The organism is Serratia sp. Z4, assembly GCF_009900725.1.
In the GTDB taxonomy this organism is placed as follows: Bacteria; Pseudomonadota; Gammaproteobacteria; order Enterobacterales; family Enterobacteriaceae; genus Serratia; species Serratia nematodiphila.
In genome coordinates this window covers 1,111,053-1,131,329 of sequence record NZ_JAAABD010000001.1, presented here as the reverse complement: position 1 = coordinate 1,131,329, position 20,277 = coordinate 1,111,053, and the positions used below count along the sequence as shown (strand labels likewise).

The following is a 20,277-nucleotide window of genomic DNA, read 5'->3' as shown; positions in this document are numbered from 1 at the left end:
CCAACCGCTCAGTGGTGCGTGCGCCCCATTGACGCCGGCTGCGCCAGCGCGCGGCGCCAATCGCCCGGCGTTTGGCCGAATTGGCGTTTGAAGCTGCGGTTGAACGACTGCTGTGAGTCGAAGCCGAGCGAGATCGCCACGCTGACGATAGGCTCGCCGCTGTTGGCCAGGCGCTCCGCCGACACTTTCAGTTTTTGCATGCGGATATACTCTCCCAGCGCGTAGCCGGTCTGGCGTTTGAACATGCGCTGCAGATGCCATTTGGAATAGCCCGCGCGGTCCGCCACGGTGTTGATATCCAGTTTCTCTTCCAGATTGTTGTCGATCCACGCCTTCAAATCGGTAATAAAGCCCGTAGTGTTCATGCAGATGCTCCCATCATTCGGCAGGGTCACCCTCTGCCCGATGCACATACGTTGCAACAGTTTCGCTTTAAATGCAATTTTTATTATTGCATTTATTGGAAAGCCGCCACTATACTCCACCCAATTAATGTAACCGATATTGATACATTAATGTGACACCAATGTGTTTCAAAACCTAACGTTGCGCCGCTGCACGGCGCAGCCGCCCCCTCACCGCACGCCGGTGCGGGGGCGAATCCCGGAGAACAGGGCCGGGTGTGGGGCCTGACCGCGCTTACTTATCGGAATAAAAATAATGGCAAATCAACCAAACTCATCGTTCAACGCCGGCGGCCGCACGCGCGCCTTCGCTCTGGGCCAGCGGCTCTCCGGGGTGGCGCTGCTGGCCGCCCTGCTCGCCGGGTGTGACAACAGCGTCGCGCACAACGCCCCGCCACCGCCGCCGGTGGTCAGCGCCGCCAGCGTGGTGGTCAAACCGATCAGCCAGTGGGATGCGTTCAACGGTCGGGTCGAAGCGGTGCAAAGCGTGCAACTGCGCCCACGGGTCTCCGGTTACATCGAGCGGGTCAACTACACCGAAGGCGACGAGGTGAAGAAAGGCCAGGTGCTGTTCACCATCGACGATCGCACCTACCGCGCCGCGCGCGAACAGGCGCAGGCAGAGCTGGTGCGGGCGCGCAACCAGGCCGCCCTGGCGCGCAGCGAATCCTCGCGCACCGAGAAACTGATCGGCACTCAGGCCATCTCTCAGGAAGTGTGGGAGCAGCGCCGGTCGTCCGCCGCGCAGGCGCAAAGCAACGTGCTGGCGGCGCAGGCCCAGCTCGATATGGCGCAGCTGAATCTCGACTTTACCCGCGTTACCGCGCCGATTGACGGGCGCGCCAGCCGCGCGATGATCACCGCCGGCAACCTGGTCACCGCCGGCGACAGCGCCAGCGTGCTGACGACGCTGGTGTCGCTCGACAAGGTCTACGTCTATTTCGACGTGGATGAAGCCACCTTCCTGCGCTATCAGCAGCAAGGCCGGCACGATGCCCGCCTGCCGGTGAAAGTCGGCCTGGTAGGCGAAGACGGCACTCCGCATCAGGGGCTGGTGGACTTCACCGATAACCAACTGAACGCCGGGACCGGCACCATCCGCATGCGCGCCCTGCTCGACAACCGCGATCGCCGCTTCACGCCGGGGCTGTTCGCCCGGGTACAGATGCCCGGCAGCGCCGAGTTCAACGCCATGCTGATCGACGACAAAGCGGTGATGACCGACCAGAACCGCAAGTTCGTTTACATCGTCGATAAAGACGGCAAGGCGCAGCGCCGCGACATTGACGTGGGCCGCATGGCCGAAGGATTGCGCATCGTGCAGAAAGGGTTGGCAAACGGCGATCGGGTGATCGTCGACGGCATGCAGAAAGTGTTTATGCCGGGCATGCCGGTCGACGCGAAAGCCGTCGCCATGAATCCTATCGCCTCCACGCTTAACTAAGCTCCCAGCAGAGACTTCTGACCCATGGACTTTTCCCGCTTTTTCATCGACCGGCCGATCTTCGCCGCGGTGCTGTCGATACTGATTTTTGTCGCCGGGGTGATAGCCATCCCGCTGCTGCCGATCAGCGAGTACCCGGACGTGGTGCCGCCCAGCGTGCAGGTGCGTGCAGAATACCCGGGCGCCAACCCGAAAGAGATCGCTGAAACGGTGGCCACGCCGCTGGAGGAAGCGATCAACGGCGTCGAAAACATGATGTACATGAAATCGGTCGCCGGTTCCGACGGCGTGCTGGTGACCACCGTCACCTTCCGCCCGGGCACCGATCCCGATCAGGCGCAGGTGCAGGTGCAAAACCGCGTGGCGCAGGCCGAAGCGCGCCTGCCGGAAGACGTGCGCCGCCAGGGGATCACCACCCAGAAACAGTCTCCGGCGCTGACGCTGGTGGTGCATCTGGTATCGCCTTCCGGCAAGTACGACTCGCTGTACCTGCGCAACTACGCCACCCTGAAGGTCAAGGATGAGCTGGCCCGTCTGCCGGGCGTCGGCCAGGTGCAGATCTTCGGCGCCGGCGAATACGCAATGCGCATCTGGCTCGATCCGAACAAAGTCGCCGCGCGCGGGCTGACCGCCTCCGACGTGGTGAGCGCCATGCAGGAGCAGAACGTGCAGGTTTCCGCCGGCCAGCTTGGCGCGGAGCCGATGCCGACGCGCAGCGACTATCTGCTGTCGATCAACGCCCAGGGGCGTCTGCAAACCGAAGAAGAGTTCGGCAACATCATTCTCAAGAGCGGCGATAACGGCGAGATCGTGCGGCTGCGCGACGTGGCGCGCATCGAAATGGGCTCCGGCAGCTACGCGCTGCGCGCCCAGCTCAATAACAAGGATGCGGTCGGCATCGGCATCTTCCAGTCGCCGGGCGCCAACGCCATCGAGCTGTCGGACGCGGTGCGCGGCAAGATGGCCGAGCTGGCGACCCGCTTCCCGGACGGCATGAGCTGGAAGTCGCCATACGATCCGACGGTGTTCGTGCGCGACTCGATCCGCGCGGTGGTAGATACCCTGCTGGAAGCGGTGATCCTGGTGGTGCTGGTGGTCATTCTGTTCCTGCAGACCTGGCGCGCCTCGATCATTCCGCTGCTGGCGGTGCCGATCTCCGTGGTCGGCACCTTCGCCGCGCTGTATCTGCTGGGCTTCTCGCTCAACACCCTCAGCCTGTTCGGGCTGGTGCTGGCGATCGGCATCGTGGTGGATGACGCCATCGTGGTGGTGGAGAACGTCGAGCGCAACATCGAAGAGGGGCTGTCGCCGCTGGCGGCGGCGCACCAGGCGATGCGCGAGGTCTCCGGCCCGATCATCGCCATCGCCGTGGTGCTGTGTGCGGTGTTCGTGCCGATGGCGTTCCTTTCCGGCGTCACCGGCCAGTTCTACAAGCAGTTCGCCGTCACCATCGCCATCTCGACGGTGATCTCCGCCATCAACTCGCTGACCCTGTCGCCGGCGCTGGCGGCGCGCTTGCTGAAACCGCACGGCGCGCCGAAAGACCTGCCGTCGCGCCTGATCGACCGGCTGTTCGGCTGGCTGTTCCGGCCGTTCAACCGCTTCTTCGCCAGCGGCTCGCAGCGTTATCAGCACGGGGTATCCCGCGTGCTGGGCCGACGCGGCGCGGTGTTCGTCGTCTACCTGCTGCTGCTGGCCGCCGCCGGCGTGATGTTCAAGACCGTGCCCGGCGGCTTTATCCCGACGCAGGACAAGCTATACCTGATTGGCGGCGTGAAGATGCCGGAAGGCGCCTCGCTGGAGCGCACCGATGCGGTGATCCGCAAGATGAGCGCCATCGGCCTGAGCGTGGACGGCGTCACCGATGCGGTGGCCTTCCCCGGCCTGAACGCGCTGCAGTTCACCAATACGCCGAATACCGGCACGGTGTTCTTCGCGCTGGAGTCATTGAGCACCCGTACCCGCACCGCGGCGCAGATCAACGCCGAGATCAACGCGCGCATTTCACAGATCCAGGAAGGCTTCGCCTTCTCGATCATGCCGCCGCCGATCCTCGGCATCGGCCAGGGCTCCGGCTATTCACTGTACGTGCAGGATCGCGCCGGGCTGGGTTACGGCGCGCTGCAGACCGCGATCAACACGATGTCCGGCGCCATTATGCAAACGCCGGGCATGGGTTTCCCGATCTCCTCTTATCAGGCCAACGTGCCGCAGCTGGACGCCAAAATCGATCGCGACAAGGCCAAGGCCCAGGGGGTGCCGCTCAATGCGCTGTTCAGCACGCTGCAGACCTACCTCGGTTCGTCTTACATCAACGACTTTAACCGTTACGGCCGCACCTGGAAGGTGATGGCGCAGGCCGACGGCCAGTTCCGCGACAGCGTGGAAGACATCGCCAACCTGCGTACCCGCAACGACAAAGGCGAAATGGTGCCGATCGGCAGTATGGTCAGCATCGGCACCACCTACGGCCCGGATCCGGTGATCCGTTACAACGGTTTCCCGGCAGCGGATCTGATCGGCGACGCCGATCCGCGCGTGCTCTCCTCTACCCAGGCGATGGGCGCGCTGACGCAAATGGCCGGCAAGCTGTTGCCGAACGGCATGAACATCCAGTGGACCGATCTGAGTTACCAGCAATCGACCCAGGGTAACGCCGCGCTGGTGGTGTTCCCGGTGGCGGTACTGCTGGCGTTCCTCGCGCTGGCGGCGCTGTACGAAAGCTGGACGCTGCCGCTGGCGGTGATCCTGATCGTGCCGATGACCATGCTGTCGGCGCTGTTCGGCGTGTGGCTGACCGGCGGCGACAACAACGTGTTCGTTCAGGTCGGGCTGGTCGTTCTGATGGGGCTGGCCTGCAAGAACGCCATTCTGATCGTCGAGTTCGCCCGCGAACTGGAAATGCAGGGCAAAGGCATCGTCGAAGCGGCGCTGGAGGCCTGCCGCCTGCGGCTGCGGCCGATCGTGATGACCTCCATCGCCTTCATCGCCGGCACCATCCCGCTGATCCTTGGCCATGGCGCCGGCGCCGAAGTGCGCGGCGTCACCGGCATCACGGTGTTCTCCGGCATGCTGGGTGTCACCCTGTTCGGGCTGTTCCTGACGCCGGTGTTCTACGTCACCTTGCGGCGCCTGGTGGCCCGCAAAGCGCAGCCGCAGACGGCGTAATCATCATCCTGAAATGCAAAAAGGTCGGGCAATACCCGACCTTTTTTATGCGCTCCATCCGGCATTATTTACCGGCGGCTTCAGCCTCTTGCTCGGCGGCGTATTCCGCGCAGGCGCGCTTGTCACCCCGCTCCAGCTCGGCCAGCGAGTCGGCCACGGTGTGGCGCGCCAGCACCGCGAGCGAAGCCTGCTCGGCCTCGTTCACCACCGATTTGAAATACCAGCAGGCGTTGGCGCTCACCAGGCAACGAGCCGGCACTTCAGGGCGGGAAGCCCAGATGCGCTTGTCGTCGATCACCGCCAGATAGATGTCCCGCAGGGTGATCTCTTCCGCCGGGCGGCCGAGGTGGATAGAGCCGTTTCGGCCCAAGGTGGAAACGATGATGCCGTCTTTGGTCAGCGGCACCATCAGTTTGCGGATAAAGCTGGGGTTGGCTTCCAGAGCGGCGGCGAGGGTGGCGCTCGTCGAACGCATGCCCTGCTTCTCAGCTACGGCGACGCTAAGGACCATTTGCAACGCTGTCGGAAAGCGAAAATCTAACATGTCGTTATCTCTGCGAGACGAAATACTCGGGTTTGGCCGGTGTGGCGATTGGCGCCGATAACACCGCTTAATTGCACAATAATATAACAAACGCAGGGGCTTTTTTGAAGTTTCGCCCAGCGATATCGCACGCAGACATTAGAACGATCGCAAACTTTTGGGCAGGCAGAAAACAGAAACCCGCGTCAATGTTAACGCCGCTCGCTTAACCGGGTTAAACGATCAGAACTAACACTGCCCGCGGGTTTAATTCGAATGTGGCGATCAGGCTCTGTTCAGCACCAGCTGGCCGTTTTTATCCAACGGGATTTGCGTGCCCGGATCGTGATCCATGCGGATCTTGCCCTGCTGATTGCCGATCTTGTAGGTCACGTCATAGCCCAACATTTTCTGGGACTTGTCGTAGACCGTTTTGCAACGCTGCTGAACGCTGGTGGTGACGTCGTTGTTCTGCATCGCCCCTTGCACCTGGTTGCCGGCGTAGCCGCCGCCCAGCGCGCCGACCACGGTCGCCACGTCGCGCCCGCGACCGCCGCCGAATTGGTGGCCGATCACGCCGCCCGCCACTGCGCCCAGCACAGAACCGGCGATGCGGTTTTCATCCTGCACCGGTGCACGGTGCGTGACGGTGACGTTGCGGCATTCCTGACGCGGCGTTTTGATGGTTTCTTTAATCGGTGTGGCGGCGAGCACCTGCGCATATTGCGGACCGGCAGAAAAGACGTCCAGGCTGGCTACCGCGGCAATCCCCAGAGCGGCAGCGATACCAATTCCAACACCGGCTAACATTGACTTGTTCACAGGAAACCTCCTGAAAGTGTTACCACGCATTTTTTCCGGGGTCTGTTACCGGCTGGCACCGCGCTTATTATTTTGCGCATGGGCGGCTGGCGGTATCCCGGTTTACGGCGTGCGCGACGCGCCGTCTGTAAACGAGGTAAAGTCTGCACAATGATCTGAAGGCCCGCAATAAGACAAGGGGACCAAAAATGCGGGAAAACGGCCGTTTTCCCGTTGTTTAGGAGGAATCTTAAGAATTTTACCCATGCCAACGACGGCTTATGCAGAAGAATCAAGCAACCGCCGCCGATCGGCTCGCGCCGCCATAAAAAAACCCGCGCGGGCGAACCGGCGCGGGTTGGTCGACAAAGGCGGGATCAGTGCATCTTCAGGCGCGGACGGATCACCCGGTTAATGCCGCCCACCAGCATCATCAGGCCGGTTTTGATGTAGCCATGCAACGCGACCTGATGCATGCGGTACAGCGAGATGTAGACGAAGCGCGCGATGCGCCCTTCCACCATCATCGAACCGCGCATCAGGTTGCCCATCAGGCTGCCGACGGTGCTGAAGCGCGACAGCGACACCAGCGAGCCGTGATCTTTATACACGTAAGGCTTCAGCGTCTGGCCGTTCATCAACGCCAGAATATTGGTGGCGCAACGCGAAGCCATCTGGTGCGCCGACTGTGCGCGCGGCGGCACGAAACCGCCGCCCTCTTTCGGACAGGAAGCGCAGTCGCCGATGGCGAAGATGTTCGGATCGCGCGTGGTCTGCAGCGTCGGCTCCACCACCAGCTGGTTGATGCGGTTGGTTTCCAGGCCGCCGATGTCCTTCATAAAGTCCGGCGCCTTGATGCCGGCCGCCCACACCATCAGATCGGCGTCGATGAATTCGCCGCCCTTGGTGTTCAGCCCCTTGGCGTCCGCGCTGGTCACCATGGTGTTGGTCAGCACGCGCACGCCCAGTTTGATCAGCTCCTGGTGCGCGGCGGCGGAAATGCGCGGCGGCAGCGCCGGCAGGATGCGCTCGCCGGCTTCCACCAGCGTCACGTTGAGCGCGCTGTTGTCCAGGCCTTCAAAGCCGTAGCTGTGCAACTGCTTCACCGCGTTGTGCAGTTCGGCGGACAGTTCAACGCCGGTGGCGCCGCCGCCGACGATAGCGATGTTGACCCGCTCTTTTTGCCCCGGCTGCGCCGAGAACTTCAGGAACAGGTTGAGCATTTCGTTGTGGAAACGACGTGCCTGATGGGGGTTATCCAGGAAGATGCAGTGCTCTTTCACGCCTGGCGTACCGAAATCGTTCGAGGTGCTGCCCAGCGCCATCACCAGAATGTCGTACGGCAATTCGCGCGCCGGCACCAGCTCGCCGCCCTGCTCGTCGCAGATCTGCGCCAGCTGCAGCGTTTGCGTCTCACGGTTGATGTTGGTCAACGACCCCAGCTGGAAGCTGAAATGGTGATTGCGCGCGTGCGCCAGGTAGCTGAGCGCATCTACGCCGTCATCGAGGGAACCGGTCGCCACTTCGTGCAACAGCGGTTTCCACAAATGGCTGTGGTTGCGATCCACCAACGTGATCTCGGCTTTGTTCTTGCGGCCAAGTTTATGGCCCAGGCTGGTCGCCAGCTCCAGACCACCGGCGCCGCCGCCAACAATAACGATTTTCTTCTTTGGCGTTGTCAAAATAACCCCCTAAATGTGAACCATTTGTTATCCCAGGGTAAATAAATAATATCCTTAGAATACATAGGGTTCGCTTAAAATAAATCGGCTCTCTGCAGCCAGAATAGCATGTGAGGTTATTTGGTCATACCAAAATTGACGTACATCAAATTTTTTTGGTTAAAGGCTGGACGCGGGGATTTTTTGGGGATTGTGATTCAAATAGTTAGCGCTGAGTCACAGTTTTAAATTTTGCCGATTGCCACACAGAATCTTGCTTTGACGTACAAAAAAGCCGCACTTTCCGCCGGTGAAAAACGGGGCGCGCGGCTCGCGGCAGCGTTATGAAACTGTTAACCCAGCGCCTTGAACGCCTTGAGCCGCTGCAGATGCGGAGAGATGTTTTTGAACTTGTGCGTCTGCTGTTCATCCCACACGATCTCGTAGTAGTGATGCAGCAATTCGGCGCTGCGCCGGTTATCCAGCACCTCGTCGTGGCGCGACAGCACCACCAGACAGCGATCGCGGTTTTTCTCGCGGAAATCCTCCACGCACTTGGTGGCGATATCGCGATATTCTTCCGGCCGGTCTATCTTGCCGTGCATGTGCTCTTCCGGGTACAGGTTGGGATTGAACATCGCCTGGCGAATGCCGCACAGGAAGCCGATGCGCTCCGCCCAGAAGCCGCCGAGGCCAACCCCGCAGATCAACGGGTGCGCATCGCCGCCCTGCTGCACCGCCTTGTCCACCTCCTTCAACAGATGCTGCATGTCGTGACGCGGATGCAGCGTGCTGTAGCTGATAAAGCGCACGTCCGGATCGATAAACTGCAGCTGTAATACCTTTTCATGATTGCCGGGACTGGTGGAATCGAAGCCGTGCAAATAGATAATCATGTGGATCCTCGCAACAAGCCAAGGGCCGCGGGCGCGGCCCTCATCATTTCCGCTCTGCGCCGCGATGCGGCACCTGGATTCACCCTTGCGAACGCTGCTTGTGCTCCTCCCAACGCTCGCACAACGCGCTGAGCGCCTTGTGCGCCTGCTGCCAGCGCTCGGAGTCACGCAGTTCCTGACGGGTGAACTGACCGCGATGATATAACCGCTTCACCTTCTCTGCTTTGACCGGGGACAGGTTATCCAACACGCTGACCGCACCGGCGCGGTTGTTGCACACCAGAATCATGTCGCATCCGGCATCCAGCGCCGCCTGGCCGCGCTCGGCGTAGCTCCCCATGATGGCGGCGCCTTCCATCGACAGATCGTCGGAGAAGATCACGCCGTCGAAGCCCAGCTCCTGACGCAGGATCTGCTGCAGCCAGTAAGGCGAGCCGCTGGCCGGACGCGGGTCCGCTTCAGTATAGATGACGTGGGCCGGCATGACGGCGTCCAGCAGTTGGCGGTTGATCAGCTCGCGGAAGATCGCCATGTCGTGCTCGCGGATCTGCGCCAGCGGCCGCGGATCGCGCGGGGTTTCCTTGTGCGAATCGGCGCTGACGGCGCCGTGCCCCGGGAAGTGTTTGCCGGTGGTTTTCATGCCGGCGCTGTGCATGCCGAGGATGAAGCGCTCCGCCATCGCCAGCGCCTGCGGCGGATCGCTGTGGAACGAACGCTCGCCGATCGCCGCGCTGCCGTGGCCGATGTCCAGCACCGGCGCGAAGCTGATGTCGATATCCTGCGCGATCATCTCCGCCGCCATCAGCCAGCCGGCCTCCTGCGCCAGACGGCCGCCTTCCTGCGCATCGTGCAACGCGGCGAACGACTGCGCCGCCGGCAAACGGGTGAAACCCTCGCGGAAGCGCTGCACGCGCCCGCCCTCTTGGTCTACCGCCACCACCAGCCGATCGTGCGAGGCGGCGCGGATCTGGCGCACCAGCTCACGCAGTTGCTCCGCATCGTGGAAGTTACGGGTAAACAGGATCAATCCGCCAACCAGCGGGTGTTTCAAAATCTCGCGTTCTTCTGCATCCAGCTCGTAGCCGGCGACATCTAGCATTACTGGGCCCACGGGCACCTCACTTCATTTTGTTCGTTCAGAATTCAGATGATGATAAACAGAATCGCCGGCGCACCGCAGCGCCCCAGCGCAAAAATTCAACGTCGCCGCTCTGCTGCCAGCGCACTTCAAACCACAGCAGCATCAGATAATCCACCCACGGCAGCCAACGGCGCACCTGCGCCTGCAACCGGGCGACGTCGCGATAGCCCTGATGCGCGTAGTGCTGCAAAAAGCGCTGCTGCTGTTCGGCCGACCAGCCGTTGCTGCGAAACAGCGCGGCGATATCCAGCGCTATGTCGCCGTCGGCGGCATACTCCCAGTCGATCAGCCGCAGCTCTTCGCCGGTGGTGAGCAGATTGCCCGGATGGATATCCATGTGCAGCGGCGCCAGGCGCAGCGGCCGTGGCAAGGCGCTGCGTAAAAAATGACGCTGCAGGCGCAGCCAGGCGGGGGTTAAACGCCGCGTATCCAGCTGCTGCCAGTAGCGGAGGAATTGCCGCCGCAGATCCAGCCGGTAACCGCTGAGCGGCCGCCGATGCAGCGTCGCCACCATCGCCGCCAGCTCGCCGCGCTGATTCAGCGCGTCAAATTCGGAATTTGTGACGACGTCACCTTCAAGCCATTCGAGGATAAGCCACTGATTATTCTGTGCGAAAACCCGTGGCCCCAGCCCCGGCGCACAGCGACGCAGGACCTGCGCCTCCCGCCGCCTGCTCACGCCCAGCGCGCGTTTCTCCGCGCTATGTTGCCGCGCCAGCAGCGTGACGCCCGAGCCGTCGATGCGCCAGCTCTCGCCGGTCAGCCCCTGCACCGGGCTGAAATGACAACCGGCGGTATTCACCGCCGGCAGTCTGGTTTCCATCAGTCGTCGCAGCGCGGCCTCAGCGTTTAACGGCGCCATTGCCCGACCAGACGATCTCGCCGGTTTGCACCAGCATCAGCTGCATATCCAGCGCCGGTGACTTCACGTCGCCGCTGACATCGCTGTACAGCACGTACTGCGCGCCGACGATGCGCGCCAGGCCAATCGCCTTACTGCGCGAGCCGAAGCTGTCATCCGCCGACAGGCCCAGCGTTTGTCTGGCGCTGGTCAGCTTCGCTTCCGGCACCACGCTGAAAGTGGAGTTCGACGCCAACGCCTTATACAGTGCCGCGGTGGCTTTGCCCATCTGCAGCGAGCCGTTGGTGTTGTTCTTGACGCTGTCCAGCAGCAGCACGCTGCCGGCCGTGACGCCATCGGCCTTCAACATCTGCCCCACCAGCGGCTGAACGCTGCCCAGCCAGTCGAGCTGCTGGATTTTCGGCGGCTGCGGCACCGGCTCGGTAGTTGGCGGCTGCGGCTGCTCCACCGGCGGCGTCGGCTGATCCGGCTCGACGGTGACCGGCGGCAACGGTTGTTCCGGCTCAGGCGGGCGCGACAGACAGCCGCTCAGGGTTAATGCGGCCAGCGCCACTAAGACGTACTTTTTCATGCTTTTTCTCCAAACCTGGCAAGCGCTTACAGGTACAGATACAGACGCGCGCTTTTAGCGTCCAGATTGCCGTTAATCGAGTAGATTTTGGCGTCCGAGTCGGGCGCCACCACGATCTCACGCGGTTTCTCGAAGGGGCGAATATCCAGCCCCTGCGCGTCGTACCAATAGAAACGGTAATGTACGGTGACCGGCGTCGGCTGACTGTTATTGAGCACCGAGGTTGCCATCACCCGCCCGGAAGCGTTCGAAATCGAGGGCGTATCGGCCAGAATTCCGGCGGTCAGCACCGAGGGATCCATCACCACCGTCTGCCCTTGGTTGACCGCGATGCCGGGCGGTGAGCTGCATCCCATCAACAACGCGGCGGGCAGCGCCAGCGCCATCAGACCACGCAGAGTTTTTTTACCGCGCATGATTTCCTCGCTTAACGTGACAGCAGCGGCCCCAGCGAGCGGCCACCGACCAGGTGCATATGAATATGATAGACCTCCTGACCGGCGTGGCGGTTGCAGTTGACGATCAGGCGGTAGCCGTCCTCGGCGATGCCTTCCTGTTCGGCGATTTTCGCCGCGGCGGTGATCATGCGGCCCAGCGCGGCTTCGTGCTCCACGGTCACGTCGTTGACGGTTGGGATCAGCACGTTGGGAACGATCAGCACATGGGTGGGCGCCTGGGGGGAGATGTCACGGAAAGCGGTCACCAGTTCATCCTGGTAAACCACATCAGCAGGGATTTCGCGGCGGATAATTTTACTGAAAATCGTTTCTTCGGCCATCTGGCGTTCCTTGTTTTACACAATTATCTGTACGCAGTATGAGTGACAAATTCTACTGCTTTCAACCTGATTGCGCACTTTCCACGTCGAGTGCTGCAGATTCGCGCAGCCCGGCCCCCCGCTTGTGCATCTTTTCACTTTGGTTATTCACTATTGTTGCTTTACTTGCCCCGCGCCGCCGCCAATAGTAACTCCATGATTAACAAAGGATAGAGGGTGTTATGTTACCGAGAATTTCGGCGCTGTGCGCGCTGTTGCTGAGCGCCGCCGTGCAGGCGGCCACGACGGGCGGTATCGACCTGCAGGCTAACCGACAGCCGATACACGCAGAGAAGAATCCCGCCGCTATCGCGCTGATCCCGGCGAACTTTCACTTCGCGGTGCCAGGCAAGCTGACGGTGGCGGTGGCATTCGAGAACTCCCCGCCGCTGGCGCTGTTCGCCGAAGACAATAAAACGCTGATCGGCAGCGATCCGGACATCGCCCGCCTGGTGGCGGATAGCCTCGGACTGGAGCTGAATCTGGTGCCCACCTCCTGGGAAGATTGGCCGCTGGGCATCAGCACGGGCAAATACGATGCGGCAATCTTCAACATCGCCGTCACCAAACAGCGTAAAACCAAATTCGACTTCGCCACTTACCGAGTGGACACGCTGGGCTTTTACGTCAAATCCACCAGCCACATCACCGCGATCAACCGGCCGCAGGACGTCGCCGGTCTGCGGATCATCGTCGGATCCGGCACCAATCAGGAAAACATTCTGCTGGGATGGGATAAGCAAAATCGCGCCGCCGGGCTGCCGCCGGTACAACCGATCTACGTGACCGACGACGCCGCCACCAACCTCAGCATTCAGTCCGGGCGCGCCGATGCGTTCTTCGGCCCCCACTCCACCGGCGCCTACAAGGCGGCGCTGACCGGCAAAACCAAAATGGTCGGCATCGGCCCCAGCGTGGCCTATGTCGCGGTCACCACCAAAAAAGGCAACGGGCTGGTGAACGCCGTCAACGCCGCGATCAATGGCGCGATCGTCAGCGGCGAATATGCGCAGGTGCTGGAACGCTGGGGCGAAGGCGACGAAAAGGTCGAGCGTTCCACCATCAACCCGCCGGGCATCGGCGACTAGCCGCCGATCAGCTGCGGCGCATGCCGACGCATCCACTCGGCCAGCGAGTCCAGCGTTGGCCGCAGCGATTTGCCCAGCGCGGTGACCTGATACTCCACCCGCGGCGGCACTTCGGGAAACACCTGCCGCGTCACCAGGCCGCGCTGTTCGAACAGCCGCAGCTGGCGCGTCAGCTCCTTCTGCGCAATGGGCGCCACCGCCCGCTGCAGCTCGCTGAATCGCACCGGGCCGTCGATCATGATCAGCCGGTACAAGATCGGTATCGCCCATTTACCCGACACCAGATTGACGAAGTCCACCATCGGGCAGGGTTCGCCCGCCGTCGGCAAGGCCGCCAAATTATTTTCTGCCTCTAAGGGCGCTTGCGTCGTCATTTCATCCCTCCTCGTCCTTTAGTATCCAAAAGGTGCCTACTATGCAAAAGGAACTATAGCGCAAATAATGCCGTAACAGACGCTAAAGAGGAATCGGTTATGTCACGACTGCAAGGCAAATACGCATTGATTACCGGCGGCACCAGCGGCATCGGGCTGGAAACCGCTCGCCAGTTCATCGCCGAGGGCGCTTTGGTTGCGATCACCGGCCGCAGCCAACGCGCCCTGGACGCGGCGGGCCAGGCATTGGCGGACAAGGCGCTGTTGCTGCTGAGCGACGCCGGCGACATCCCACAGCAGCGCGCGCTGGCGCAGCAGTTGGAGCAGCGGTGGCCGCGGCTGGACGTGCTGTACATCAACGCCGGCGACGTCACGCATCGCCCGCTGCAGGAGTGGGATGAGCAAAGCTATCAGCGGCTGATGGACATCAACCTGAAGGGGCCGTTCTTTCTGATCCAGGCGCTGCTGCCGCTGCTGGCCAACCCTTCTTCGGTGATCCTGTGCGGTTCGGTCAGCGCCCATATCGGCCTGCCGCAGAGCAGCGCCTACGCCGCCAGCAAAGCCGGTTTGTTATCGCTGGCCAGAACGCTCTCCGGCGAGCTGCACGCGCGCGGCATTCGCGTTAATGGCCTCAGCCCCGGCCCGACCGAAACCCCGGCATTGGGTAAACTGGGGTTGGCGGAAGCGGACGAGCGGGCCTTACGCGACGATATCCGCGCGCTGGTGCCGATCGGCCGCATGGGCAGCGCGCTGGAGCTGGCCAAAGCGGCGGTGTTTCTGGCGGCGGACGAGTCGGCATTTATGGTCGGCGCGGAGCTGCAAATGGACGGCGGCGTGGGGAATTTATAATTTAGCGACGCGGCCGCGCCCCGCGCGGCCCGCAAGATCACCCCAATCCAGGGATGTCGACGCCAAAGGTCTGCAGCAGCAACACCACGTTGAGCAGCACGATCACCACCGTGCCGACCACCGCCGCCAGACTGGTCCAGCGGCCGTTGGCGAACTCGCCCATGATGTCGCGGCGGCGGGTGAACATCACCAGCGCGATCATCGGCGCCGGCAGCGCCAGGCTCAGCACCACCTGGCTGTAGACCAGCGCGTCGGTGGCGTTGACGCCCATCGCCACCACGATAAACGCCGGCACCATGGTCACCAGGCGGCGCACCCACACCGGAATGCGGAAGCCGACGAAGCCCTGCATGATCATTTGCCCGGCCATGGTACCCACCACCGAACTGGAAATGCCGGAGGCGATCAGCGAAGCCAGGAAGATGCCGGCCGCCGCCGCGCCGAACAGTGGCGTCAGCGTATGGTAGGCAGTGCCGATTTCGGCCACGTCGCTGTTACCGGCGTGGAAGGCGCTCGAGGCCATGATCACCATCGCAATATTCACCAGCCCGGCAAGCGCCAGCGCGATCACTACTTCAATATTGGAAAAACGCAGCAGCTTGCGCCGCTCGCCGTTGTCGCTGGCCGGGCTGCGGTGCTGGGTCAGCCCCGAGTGCAGGAAAATGGCGTGCGGCATCACGGTGGCGCCGATAATGCCGACGGCGATGGTCAGCGCCTGCGCATCCGGCAACTGCGGCGTCACCATGCCGAGGCCGGCCGCCTGCCAGTCCACTGGCACGATGAACATCTCCACCAGGTAGCACAGCGCGATGATGCCCACCAGACCGCCAATCATCAGCTCGACCGGGCGGAAACCTTTTTTCTCCACCATCAGCAGCGCATAAGTGATCACCGCCGTCACCCCCATCCCCGCCAGCAGCGGCATATGGAACAGCAGCGCCAGCGCGATCGCCCCGCCGAGAAACTCCGCCAGATCGGTGGCCATCGCCGCCACTTCGCTGAGCAGCCACATGCCGATCACCACCGGCCGTGAAAACTGGTCACGGCACATTTCCGCCAGATTGCGGTTGGTGACGATGCCCAGTTTGGCCGACAGCGCCTGAAACAGCATGGCGATCAGGTTGGCCATCACCACCACCCACAGCAGGCTGTAGCCGTATTTCGCCCCGGCCTGAATGTTGGTGGCGAAATTACCGGGATCCATATAGGCGATAGAGGCAATCACCGCCGGGCCGGCGAACAGCAACGGCGTGAAGGCACCGCGCTTGCGTCCGGCAAGGGCGGCGCCAATCGCGATGTTGGTCCGTTCGGTTAACGATGAGGGGGTTGCCGCGTCACGCATGAATTGCCCTTAATCTTTTGCTGGTTATTTTTCCACCGGTCATGCTGACAATGTAGCATCGGCTACACTTTATGCAACAGGCGAAATTCATTGGCTTTGTGTAGAGATATTTCTAACTACCACAATGCGTGGCATCGAATTGATAATGTGTGCTATTTGGACTAACTTAGGGCAACCCTCCCCGCATTGCCGGGAGACACCATTTTTATGCTTACAGGACGCCCCACGCTATGGTTACCCGCGCGCCAGATAACGCCGACCGCTCCGCCCTGACCGACATGCCGGACGAGGCCGAGCACGCCCTGCGTTTTAGCCGCGCCCGCGAAGCGCAGTCCAATGCGCTGATCGAAGATTACGTTGAGCTGATCGCCGATTTGCTGCAAAGCACCCGCGAAGCCAGAACCACCGATATCGCGCGCCGTTTCGGCGTGTCTCACCCGACGGCGATCAAAAATATCGCGCGGCTCAAAAGCGCCGGGCTGGTGGAGTCGCGCCCTTATCGCGGGGTGTTTCTAACCGAGGAAGGCGAGCAGCTGGCGCAGAAGGTGCGCCGCCGTCACCGCATCGTGGTCGATCTGCTGATGTGCCTCGGGGTGCCGAGCGAAACCGCCGAGCTGGACAGCGAAGGGATTGAACACCATATCTCGGACGAAACGCTGGCGGTGTTCGAGCACTACCTGCAGCAGCACGCCAAACCCTGAGCCCCGGAGCGCCGATGAGCTACGCCGTGCAGCAAATTCATGATCTGCGCCTGGTGGTTTTCGCCGAGGCCGGGCCGATGCTGAAAGATGGAAATGACGTCAGCCTGTTTATCGCGCCCGCCTTTGAACACGAGGCCGAGATGATCGTCCTCCCCGTCAGCCGCCTGGACGCCGCCTTTTTCCAGCTGAGGAGCGGCGTGGCCGGCGCCGTATTGCAGAAATTCATCAACTACCGCCTGCGTGTGGCGCTGCTGGGCGATATCACTCCCTGGCTGGCACAAAGCAACGCGCTGCAAGACTTTGTGCGTGAAGCCAATCGCGGCGAACAGGTCTGGTTCCTCCCTTCTCTCGCCGAGCTCGAACAGCGCCTTGGCGCCTGAAAGCAGGCAATAAAAAAGGGAGGCTTTCGCCGCCATTTCGAGGGTAATAAAAACAAGCAGTTACAGGATTATCAGTAATTTAGATACCTGTAACTGCGTGCTTAAAATGGGTATAGCGTGGGCGTTTGGGTCAATTTGTGGATCATGGCCCTAGCCAACGAATTTTAGTTTTTTCCTCTCAACAACTTCACGCCATTCCTCCGGATCATACTCCCAGCTTGATGCAGACATATCGTCTTCGTCGCCTTCTCTCACTGCTGTTACCAGGAAGAAAACGTCATCCCCTTCCTCGTCTTCCTCTTCATCGACCACGTTTACATCGACTACAACTAAACGCACGCCGCCAGGGATCGTGGAAACATACAATCCCTCCATAGGAATTTCATTTTTATCACTCATGGGTAACGCTCTCCTTTACGCTTACAAGTGGGTTAAATCTTACTGCGTCTTCCAAATAATCAGGCGCAAAATGCGCATAAACCATAGTTTGCAAAATACTCGAATGCCCTAAAATCCGCTGCAGCGCCAGAATGTTGCCGCCGTTCATCATGAAGTGGCTGGCGAACGTATGCCGCAGCACATGCACCGCCTGTCCCGCCGGCAGGCCGGGCGCCACTTCCTTCACGCACAACCTGACGTAGGGGTAATTCAAATCCTTGAACAACGGCCCAGATTTGACGCCACTGGTGATCTCTTTGCAGAGTTCGGGCGAGATCGGTACCGTCCGGTTCTTGTTGTTCTTGGTGTTCAGATAGGTGACTTTGTTGCCGATCACCTCTTCTTTACGTAACTTGACCACCTCGCCCCACCGGGCCCCTGTAGCCAGACAAAGGCGGACAGCTTTCAGGTGTTCGCCGTCGAGCCGCCCTTGCAGCGCTGCAATTTCGGCCTGGGTAAGAAAGCCCATTTCCTGCGCCGGCAGCTTCATTTTTTTCATGGCCTTGAGCGGGTGCTCGCCGTGGTAATGCCCCAGCTCAATGAGAACGGAGAACACGCCGCCCAGCATTTCCTGGTCAAGATTGACTGTCTTGGCCTTCTTGCCTTCAGCAAATCGCAGCGCCCTGTAATCGGCAAAGAAAGTGCGGGTGATCTGGCTGGCTTTGGGATACCCCATTTTTTCAGCCATCACGCGTAATTTCTGCGCTCTCTTCACCCCGTCTTTCAGATGCTGACCATGGTGATCCCACCAGAGATCGATAAGGTCAGTTAACGGTCGTTGGTCGGCTGGTTTGTCTATCCAGTCTTTATTGTTCCGCGTCGCAATGATCCAACGTTCGAACTGTTGGGCCTCGGATTTCGTCTTAAACTTTTTGCGGACACGCTTTCCTGTTCTACCCTGGGGGCGCACGTCCACCATGTAGCCATCAGCACCAAGAGATTTAATGCTCATGCTTACTTACCACTTGCAAGATTCACGCAATGGCTTAATGGCATTGCTAAGCCCTGATAAATCAAAAGTGGTTTGAGCAGGGCTGTCACCATACGGGGTGACCTGTACGAACATCTTTTTGCTTTTCATAAGCTGCTTAATAAATGAAACAGTTTGCCCGCTATGGAATGTTGCCTTGCTGTCACTGGAAATGAGCCATGTACTATTCACTGCTTTTTGGGCATCAATGCGGGTAAGAACACGTGTCCGGTCAACCCCAATGAAAGTATTCCAGTCGACAAATAGCTCTGTCTTTTTTTCTCTACAAGTGACATATAATGTGGGGACTATTGCTCCCTTAAACTGAACTTGGACTTCATTTTCAGCCGGCAGAAAAACATACACATTATTAGAATCATCAATGGGGGATTTTTCAGTTCTTGAGTCCCATTTACCAACAGACAAAGATTCTGCGCTTTCAGTTTTAGCATCTGGTTTCAGTTTACCGACCTTATCGAAACACGCCAGTCTATCAGTGTCACTGGTGAGTTTCTGACACTGGCCTATTTTGTCAGAAATATTAGCTTCAGCATGAACGATTCCAAAAAAGGAACTAAATACAATAAAAGATAATGTTTTTTTCATTTTAATATCCCATAGGTTCTATTATTAGTTGTTTCCTGTCTTCTTGGTTATCACTCAGACCAAGCTATTTTTTCTGCACATATCCCACCTCTGCCCCACGCGTTCATAAGCTTCCAAGCTATCAGCCAGCCTTCTGGCCTTTTGGGGGGTTGGATGTGCTCTCTAGCCCATCAGGGGAGAGAGCCGGAGAAATCTGCCCGATTTCCGGTGCGGCATCCCCAGTCATTAACCACATAGTGTATTTTTTAAACCGAGGGTGTTGCGTGATCTTCATCAGTGTTGTCCCGCCAGGCTCTATCACACCGGTTTCATATTTCTTCACGGTGCTAATTGAAATGCCTGTTAATTCGCAAAAATCGCTCTGACTGACCCCTTCGCTCTTGCGGATCGCTTTTACTTTGTCGCCTAGAGTGCTTGACATGGTTCATCCCTATGAACTAAAGTCACCTTGGTTCATAGATATGAACCTGTAACAACTTAAAACTGCGCGATCCTAGAGGTTATCACTATGAGCAAAAACCGACAAAAAAAGGTGATTGGGCCAAGGGGCAACCAGCTTCCAGCCGACTACCCTTTCGGTGAATTACTGGAAGAGTCGATCTCGGAGTATGCGCGTCGTATCGGCAAGAATCCGCAGACCATCCGCACACAGGCGGACACTGGAGCCCTGCCAATCTTGCAGGCGAAGAAAGGCGCAAAGCGCCGCGTCAATCTTTACGCGATTTATCTGAACGCCAAACGGAACGCCGAAAAATACGTCGAGCGCATGGGGTCATAAATCCAATCACAATCGGGCTGAGGAAGAAAGCATGAACAAAACACCATTCTGGATCTTGCTGGCGCGTGAAGGGGAAACAACAGACGGCCGTTATATCAGCGCAGAAAAGTTAATTGCATTGGCTGAAAATTATGCATGCCATAGATATCAAGCTTCCGTACGCGCTGGATATGCAAGGAAGGAATACCTAGTGAGTATGGGGAGCGTTATCGAGATTAAGTCAGAAGTTGAAAACGATAATGTTTGCCTGTACGCACTCATAGAACCAAACGAATTATGGTTTAGCTACAGATCTCGCGACTATCTGGAAAGAATACAAATATTTCCAGCCATTGAATTCGTCGAAGAATCTAATGCTTTGGGGAAAAAACGTGTTGATGGTTCCGTAGTCGGAGTGACGTTGACGGATAAACCTGCAATTAAAAACCTCCAACCATTGAATAAATTCATGTTGATGGAATAA

At 59.6% G+C, this 20,277-nt stretch carries 24 protein-coding genes; 8 read left to right on the top strand and 16 right to left on the bottom strand.

Annotation, left to right across the window (positions count from 1 at the left end):
- Nucleotides 1-8: 8 nt before the first annotated feature.
- Nucleotides 9-365, bottom strand: coding sequence for a helix-turn-helix domain-containing protein (locus tag GT753_RS05615; protein ID WP_004928813.1), 357 nt, complete (start codon nt 363-365; stop codon nt 9-11).
- A gap of 295 nt (nt 366-660) precedes the next feature.
- Between GT753_RS05615 and sdeA the strand changes: the two genes are divergently transcribed.
- Complete coding sequence (sdeA, locus tag GT753_RS05610) at nt 661-1,848, top strand: multidrug efflux RND transporter periplasmic adaptor subunit SdeA (protein ID WP_076740337.1); 1,188 nt, start codon at nt 661-663, stop codon at nt 1,846-1,848.
- A 24-nt stretch (nt 1,849-1,872) separates the two neighbouring features.
- Complete coding sequence (gene sdeB / locus GT753_RS05605) at nt 1,873-5,016, top strand: multidrug efflux RND transporter permease subunit SdeB (RefSeq protein ID WP_021504928.1); 3,144 nt, start codon at nt 1,873-1,875, stop codon at nt 5,014-5,016.
- Nucleotides 5,017-5,080: 64 nt separating this feature from the next.
- Here sdeB and GT753_RS05600 read toward each other — a convergent pair whose 3' ends face one another.
- From GT753_RS05600 to hinT, 9 genes are all read right to left on the bottom strand, one after another.
- The gene (locus GT753_RS05600; protein WP_015377469.1) at nt 5,081-5,560 is read right to left on the bottom strand and encodes an Rrf2 family transcriptional regulator; all 480 of its coding nucleotides are present in this window, start codon (nt 5,558-5,560) and stop codon (nt 5,081-5,083) included.
- Between the two features lie 264 nt (nt 5,561-5,824).
- Entirely contained in the window at nt 5,825-6,361 is a 537-nt protein-coding gene (locus GT753_RS05595; RefSeq protein WP_004928798.1) for a glycine zipper 2TM domain-containing protein, read from the bottom strand.
- A gap of 356 nt (nt 6,362-6,717) precedes the next feature.
- Nucleotides 6,718-8,022, bottom strand: a complete 1,305-nt coding sequence (locus tag GT753_RS05590) for an NAD(P)/FAD-dependent oxidoreductase (protein WP_004928794.1) — start codon at nt 8,020-8,022, stop codon at nt 6,718-6,720.
- Nucleotides 8,023-8,354: 332 nt separating this feature from the next.
- Nucleotides 8,355-8,897 carry an alpha/beta hydrolase YcfP gene (ycfP, locus tag GT753_RS05585; RefSeq protein WP_015377468.1) on the bottom strand — a complete coding sequence of 181 codons (543 nt, stop codon included), beginning with the start codon at nt 8,895-8,897 and terminating at the stop codon, nt 8,355-8,357.
- Nucleotides 8,898-8,976: 79 nt separating this feature from the next.
- A complete protein-coding gene (gene nagZ / locus GT753_RS05580) occupies nt 8,977-9,996 on the bottom strand; it encodes a beta-N-acetylhexosaminidase (protein ID WP_160125367.1) in 1,020 nt (339 codons plus the stop codon).
- A 37-nt stretch (nt 9,997-10,033) separates the two neighbouring features.
- Nucleotides 10,034-10,900 (bottom strand): thiamine kinase, encoded by an 867-nt coding sequence (gene thiK / locus GT753_RS05575; RefSeq protein ID WP_015377466.1) that lies wholly within the window; start codon nt 10,898-10,900, stop codon nt 10,034-10,036.
- Complete coding sequence (gene lpoB, locus GT753_RS05570) at nt 10,881-11,471, bottom strand: penicillin-binding protein activator LpoB (RefSeq protein ID WP_021504924.1); 591 nt, start codon at nt 11,469-11,471, stop codon at nt 10,881-10,883. Before lpoB ends, thiK begins: the two co-directional genes overlap by 20 nt.
- Before the next feature lie 26 nt (nt 11,472-11,497).
- Entirely contained in the window at nt 11,498-11,887 is a 390-nt protein-coding gene (locus tag GT753_RS05565; protein ID WP_015377465.1) for a YcfL family protein, read from the bottom strand.
- Nucleotides 11,888-11,898: 11 nt separating this feature from the next.
- Nucleotides 11,899-12,249 (bottom strand): purine nucleoside phosphoramidase, encoded by a 351-nt coding sequence (hinT, locus tag GT753_RS05560; protein WP_004928776.1) that lies wholly within the window; start codon nt 12,247-12,249, stop codon nt 11,899-11,901.
- A 221-nt stretch (nt 12,250-12,470) separates the two neighbouring features.
- On the opposite strand from hinT, the gene GT753_RS05555 reads away from it, so the two are divergent.
- Nucleotides 12,471-13,376, top strand: a complete 906-nt coding sequence (locus GT753_RS05555) for a transporter substrate-binding domain-containing protein (RefSeq protein ID WP_160125366.1) — start codon at nt 12,471-12,473, stop codon at nt 13,374-13,376.
- Here GT753_RS05555 and GT753_RS05550 read toward each other — a convergent pair.
- Nucleotides 13,373-13,750, bottom strand: a complete 378-nt coding sequence (locus GT753_RS05550) for a helix-turn-helix domain-containing protein (RefSeq protein WP_075685547.1) — start codon at nt 13,748-13,750, stop codon at nt 13,373-13,375. The two genes, GT753_RS05555 and GT753_RS05550, sit on opposite strands and share 4 nt — an antisense overlap.
- A gap of 99 nt (nt 13,751-13,849) precedes the next feature.
- On the opposite strand from GT753_RS05550, the gene GT753_RS05545 reads away from it, so the two are divergent.
- On the top strand, nt 13,850-14,599 hold the full coding sequence (locus tag GT753_RS05545; protein WP_015377462.1) for an SDR family oxidoreductase: 750 nt from the start codon (nt 13,850-13,852) through the stop codon (nt 14,597-14,599).
- Nucleotides 14,600-14,636: 37 nt separating this feature from the next.
- Here GT753_RS05545 and GT753_RS05540 read toward each other — a convergent pair whose 3' ends face one another.
- On the bottom strand, nt 14,637-15,941 hold the full coding sequence (locus GT753_RS05540; RefSeq protein WP_015377461.1) for an Nramp family divalent metal transporter: 1,305 nt from the start codon (nt 15,939-15,941) through the stop codon (nt 14,637-14,639).
- A 230-nt stretch (nt 15,942-16,171) separates the two neighbouring features.
- Here GT753_RS05540 and mntR point away from each other — a divergent pair, with 230 nt between their 5' ends.
- Together mntR and GT753_RS05530 are read left to right on the top strand one after the other, a co-directional pair.
- Complete coding sequence (gene mntR, locus GT753_RS05535; protein ID WP_015377460.1) at nt 16,172-16,642, top strand: manganese-binding transcriptional regulator MntR; 471 nt, start codon at nt 16,172-16,174, stop codon at nt 16,640-16,642.
- 14 nt (nt 16,643-16,656) lie between these two features.
- Nucleotides 16,657-17,022 carry a DUF4180 domain-containing protein gene (locus tag GT753_RS05530; RefSeq protein WP_160125365.1) on the top strand — a complete coding sequence of 122 codons (366 nt, stop codon included), beginning with the start codon at nt 16,657-16,659 and terminating at the stop codon, nt 17,020-17,022.
- A gap of 150 nt (nt 17,023-17,172) precedes the next feature.
- Here the strand turns inward: GT753_RS05530 and GT753_RS05525 are convergent, their stop codons facing one another.
- The 4 genes from GT753_RS05525 to GT753_RS05510 form a co-directional block, all read right to left on the bottom strand.
- The gene (locus GT753_RS05525) at nt 17,173-17,421 is read right to left on the bottom strand and encodes a hypothetical protein (protein ID WP_160125364.1); all 249 of its coding nucleotides are present in this window, start codon (nt 17,419-17,421) and stop codon (nt 17,173-17,175) included.
- Nucleotides 17,414-18,412, bottom strand: coding sequence for a tyrosine-type recombinase/integrase (locus GT753_RS05520; protein ID WP_160125363.1), 999 nt, complete (start codon nt 18,410-18,412; stop codon nt 17,414-17,416). Before GT753_RS05520 ends, GT753_RS05525 begins: the two co-directional genes overlap by 8 nt.
- 6 nt (nt 18,413-18,418) lie before the next feature.
- Nucleotides 18,419-19,036, bottom strand: a complete 618-nt coding sequence (locus GT753_RS05515; RefSeq protein ID WP_160125362.1) for a type VI secretion system-associated protein TagO — start codon at nt 19,034-19,036, stop codon at nt 18,419-18,421.
- A gap of 121 nt (nt 19,037-19,157) precedes the next feature.
- On the bottom strand, nt 19,158-19,457 hold the full coding sequence (locus GT753_RS05510; protein WP_160125361.1) for a DNA-binding transcriptional regulator: 300 nt from the start codon (nt 19,455-19,457) through the stop codon (nt 19,158-19,160).
- An 87-nt stretch (nt 19,458-19,544) separates the two neighbouring features.
- Between GT753_RS05510 and GT753_RS05505 the strand changes: the two genes are divergently transcribed.
- Nucleotides 19,545-19,814 (top strand): DNA-binding protein, encoded by a 270-nt coding sequence (locus GT753_RS05505; protein ID WP_142815474.1) that lies wholly within the window; start codon nt 19,545-19,547, stop codon nt 19,812-19,814.
- A gap of 31 nt (nt 19,815-19,845) precedes the next feature.
- Nucleotides 19,846-20,277, top strand: coding sequence for a GPO family capsid scaffolding protein (locus tag GT753_RS05500; protein WP_160125360.1), 432 nt, complete (start codon nt 19,846-19,848; stop codon nt 20,275-20,277).

What these genes read in the sequence shown, in the direction of transcription:
- lpoB (WP_021504924.1), bottom strand. Translation starts at nt 11,471, where the DNA reads ATGAAAAAGTACGTCTTAGTGGCGCTGGCCGCATTAACCCTGAGCGGC.
- GT753_RS05505 (WP_142815474.1), top strand. Translation starts at nt 19,545, where the DNA reads ATGAGCAAAAACCGACAAAAAAAGGTGATTGGGCCAAGGGGCAACCAG.
- sdeB (WP_021504928.1), top strand. Translation starts at nt 1,873, where the DNA reads ATGGACTTTTCCCGCTTTTTCATCGACCGGCCGATCTTCGCCGCGGTG.
- sdeA (WP_076740337.1), top strand. Translation starts at nt 661, where the DNA reads ATGGCAAATCAACCAAACTCATCGTTCAACGCCGGCGGCCGCACGCGC.
- GT753_RS05510 (WP_160125361.1), bottom strand. Translation starts at nt 19,457, where the DNA reads ATGTCAAGCACTCTAGGCGACAAAGTAAAAGCGATCCGCAAGAGCGAA.
- thiK (WP_015377466.1), bottom strand. Translation starts at nt 10,900, where the DNA reads ATGGCGCCGTTAAACGCTGAGGCCGCGCTGCGACGACTGATGGAAACC.
- GT753_RS05550 (WP_075685547.1), bottom strand. Translation starts at nt 13,750, where the DNA reads ATGACGACGCAAGCGCCCTTAGAGGCAGAAAATAATTTGGCGGCCTTG.
- mntR (WP_015377460.1), top strand. Translation starts at nt 16,172, where the DNA reads ATGGTTACCCGCGCGCCAGATAACGCCGACCGCTCCGCCCTGACCGAC.
- GT753_RS05540 (WP_015377461.1), bottom strand. Translation starts at nt 15,941, where the DNA reads ATGCGTGACGCGGCAACCCCCTCATCGTTAACCGAACGGACCAACATC.
- GT753_RS05530 (WP_160125365.1), top strand. Translation starts at nt 16,657, where the DNA reads ATGAGCTACGCCGTGCAGCAAATTCATGATCTGCGCCTGGTGGTTTTC.
- GT753_RS05555 (WP_160125366.1), top strand. Translation starts at nt 12,471, where the DNA reads ATGTTACCGAGAATTTCGGCGCTGTGCGCGCTGTTGCTGAGCGCCGCC.
- GT753_RS05615 (WP_004928813.1), bottom strand. Translation starts at nt 365, where the DNA reads ATGAACACTACGGGCTTTATTACCGATTTGAAGGCGTGGATCGACAAC.
- hinT (WP_004928776.1), bottom strand. Translation starts at nt 12,249, where the DNA reads ATGGCCGAAGAAACGATTTTCAGTAAAATTATCCGCCGCGAAATCCCT.
- GT753_RS05545 (WP_015377462.1), top strand. Translation starts at nt 13,850, where the DNA reads ATGTCACGACTGCAAGGCAAATACGCATTGATTACCGGCGGCACCAGC.
- GT753_RS05525 (WP_160125364.1), bottom strand. Translation starts at nt 17,421, where the DNA reads ATGAGTGATAAAAATGAAATTCCTATGGAGGGATTGTATGTTTCCACG.
- GT753_RS05500 (WP_160125360.1), top strand. Translation starts at nt 19,846, where the DNA reads ATGAACAAAACACCATTCTGGATCTTGCTGGCGCGTGAAGGGGAAACA.
- nagZ (WP_160125367.1), bottom strand. Translation starts at nt 9,996, where the DNA reads ATGCTAGATGTCGCCGGCTACGAGCTGGATGCAGAAGAACGCGAGATT.
- GT753_RS05600 (WP_015377469.1), bottom strand. Translation starts at nt 5,560, where the DNA reads ATGTTAGATTTTCGCTTTCCGACAGCGTTGCAAATGGTCCTTAGCGTC.
- GT753_RS05515 (WP_160125362.1), bottom strand. Translation starts at nt 19,036, where the DNA reads ATGAAAAAAACATTATCTTTTATTGTATTTAGTTCCTTTTTTGGAATC.
- ycfP (WP_015377468.1), bottom strand. Translation starts at nt 8,897, where the DNA reads ATGATTATCTATTTGCACGGCTTCGATTCCACCAGTCCCGGCAATCAT.
- GT753_RS05565 (WP_015377465.1), bottom strand. Translation starts at nt 11,887, where the DNA reads ATGCGCGGTAAAAAAACTCTGCGTGGTCTGATGGCGCTGGCGCTGCCC.
- GT753_RS05520 (WP_160125363.1), bottom strand. Translation starts at nt 18,412, where the DNA reads ATGAGCATTAAATCTCTTGGTGCTGATGGCTACATGGTGGACGTGCGC.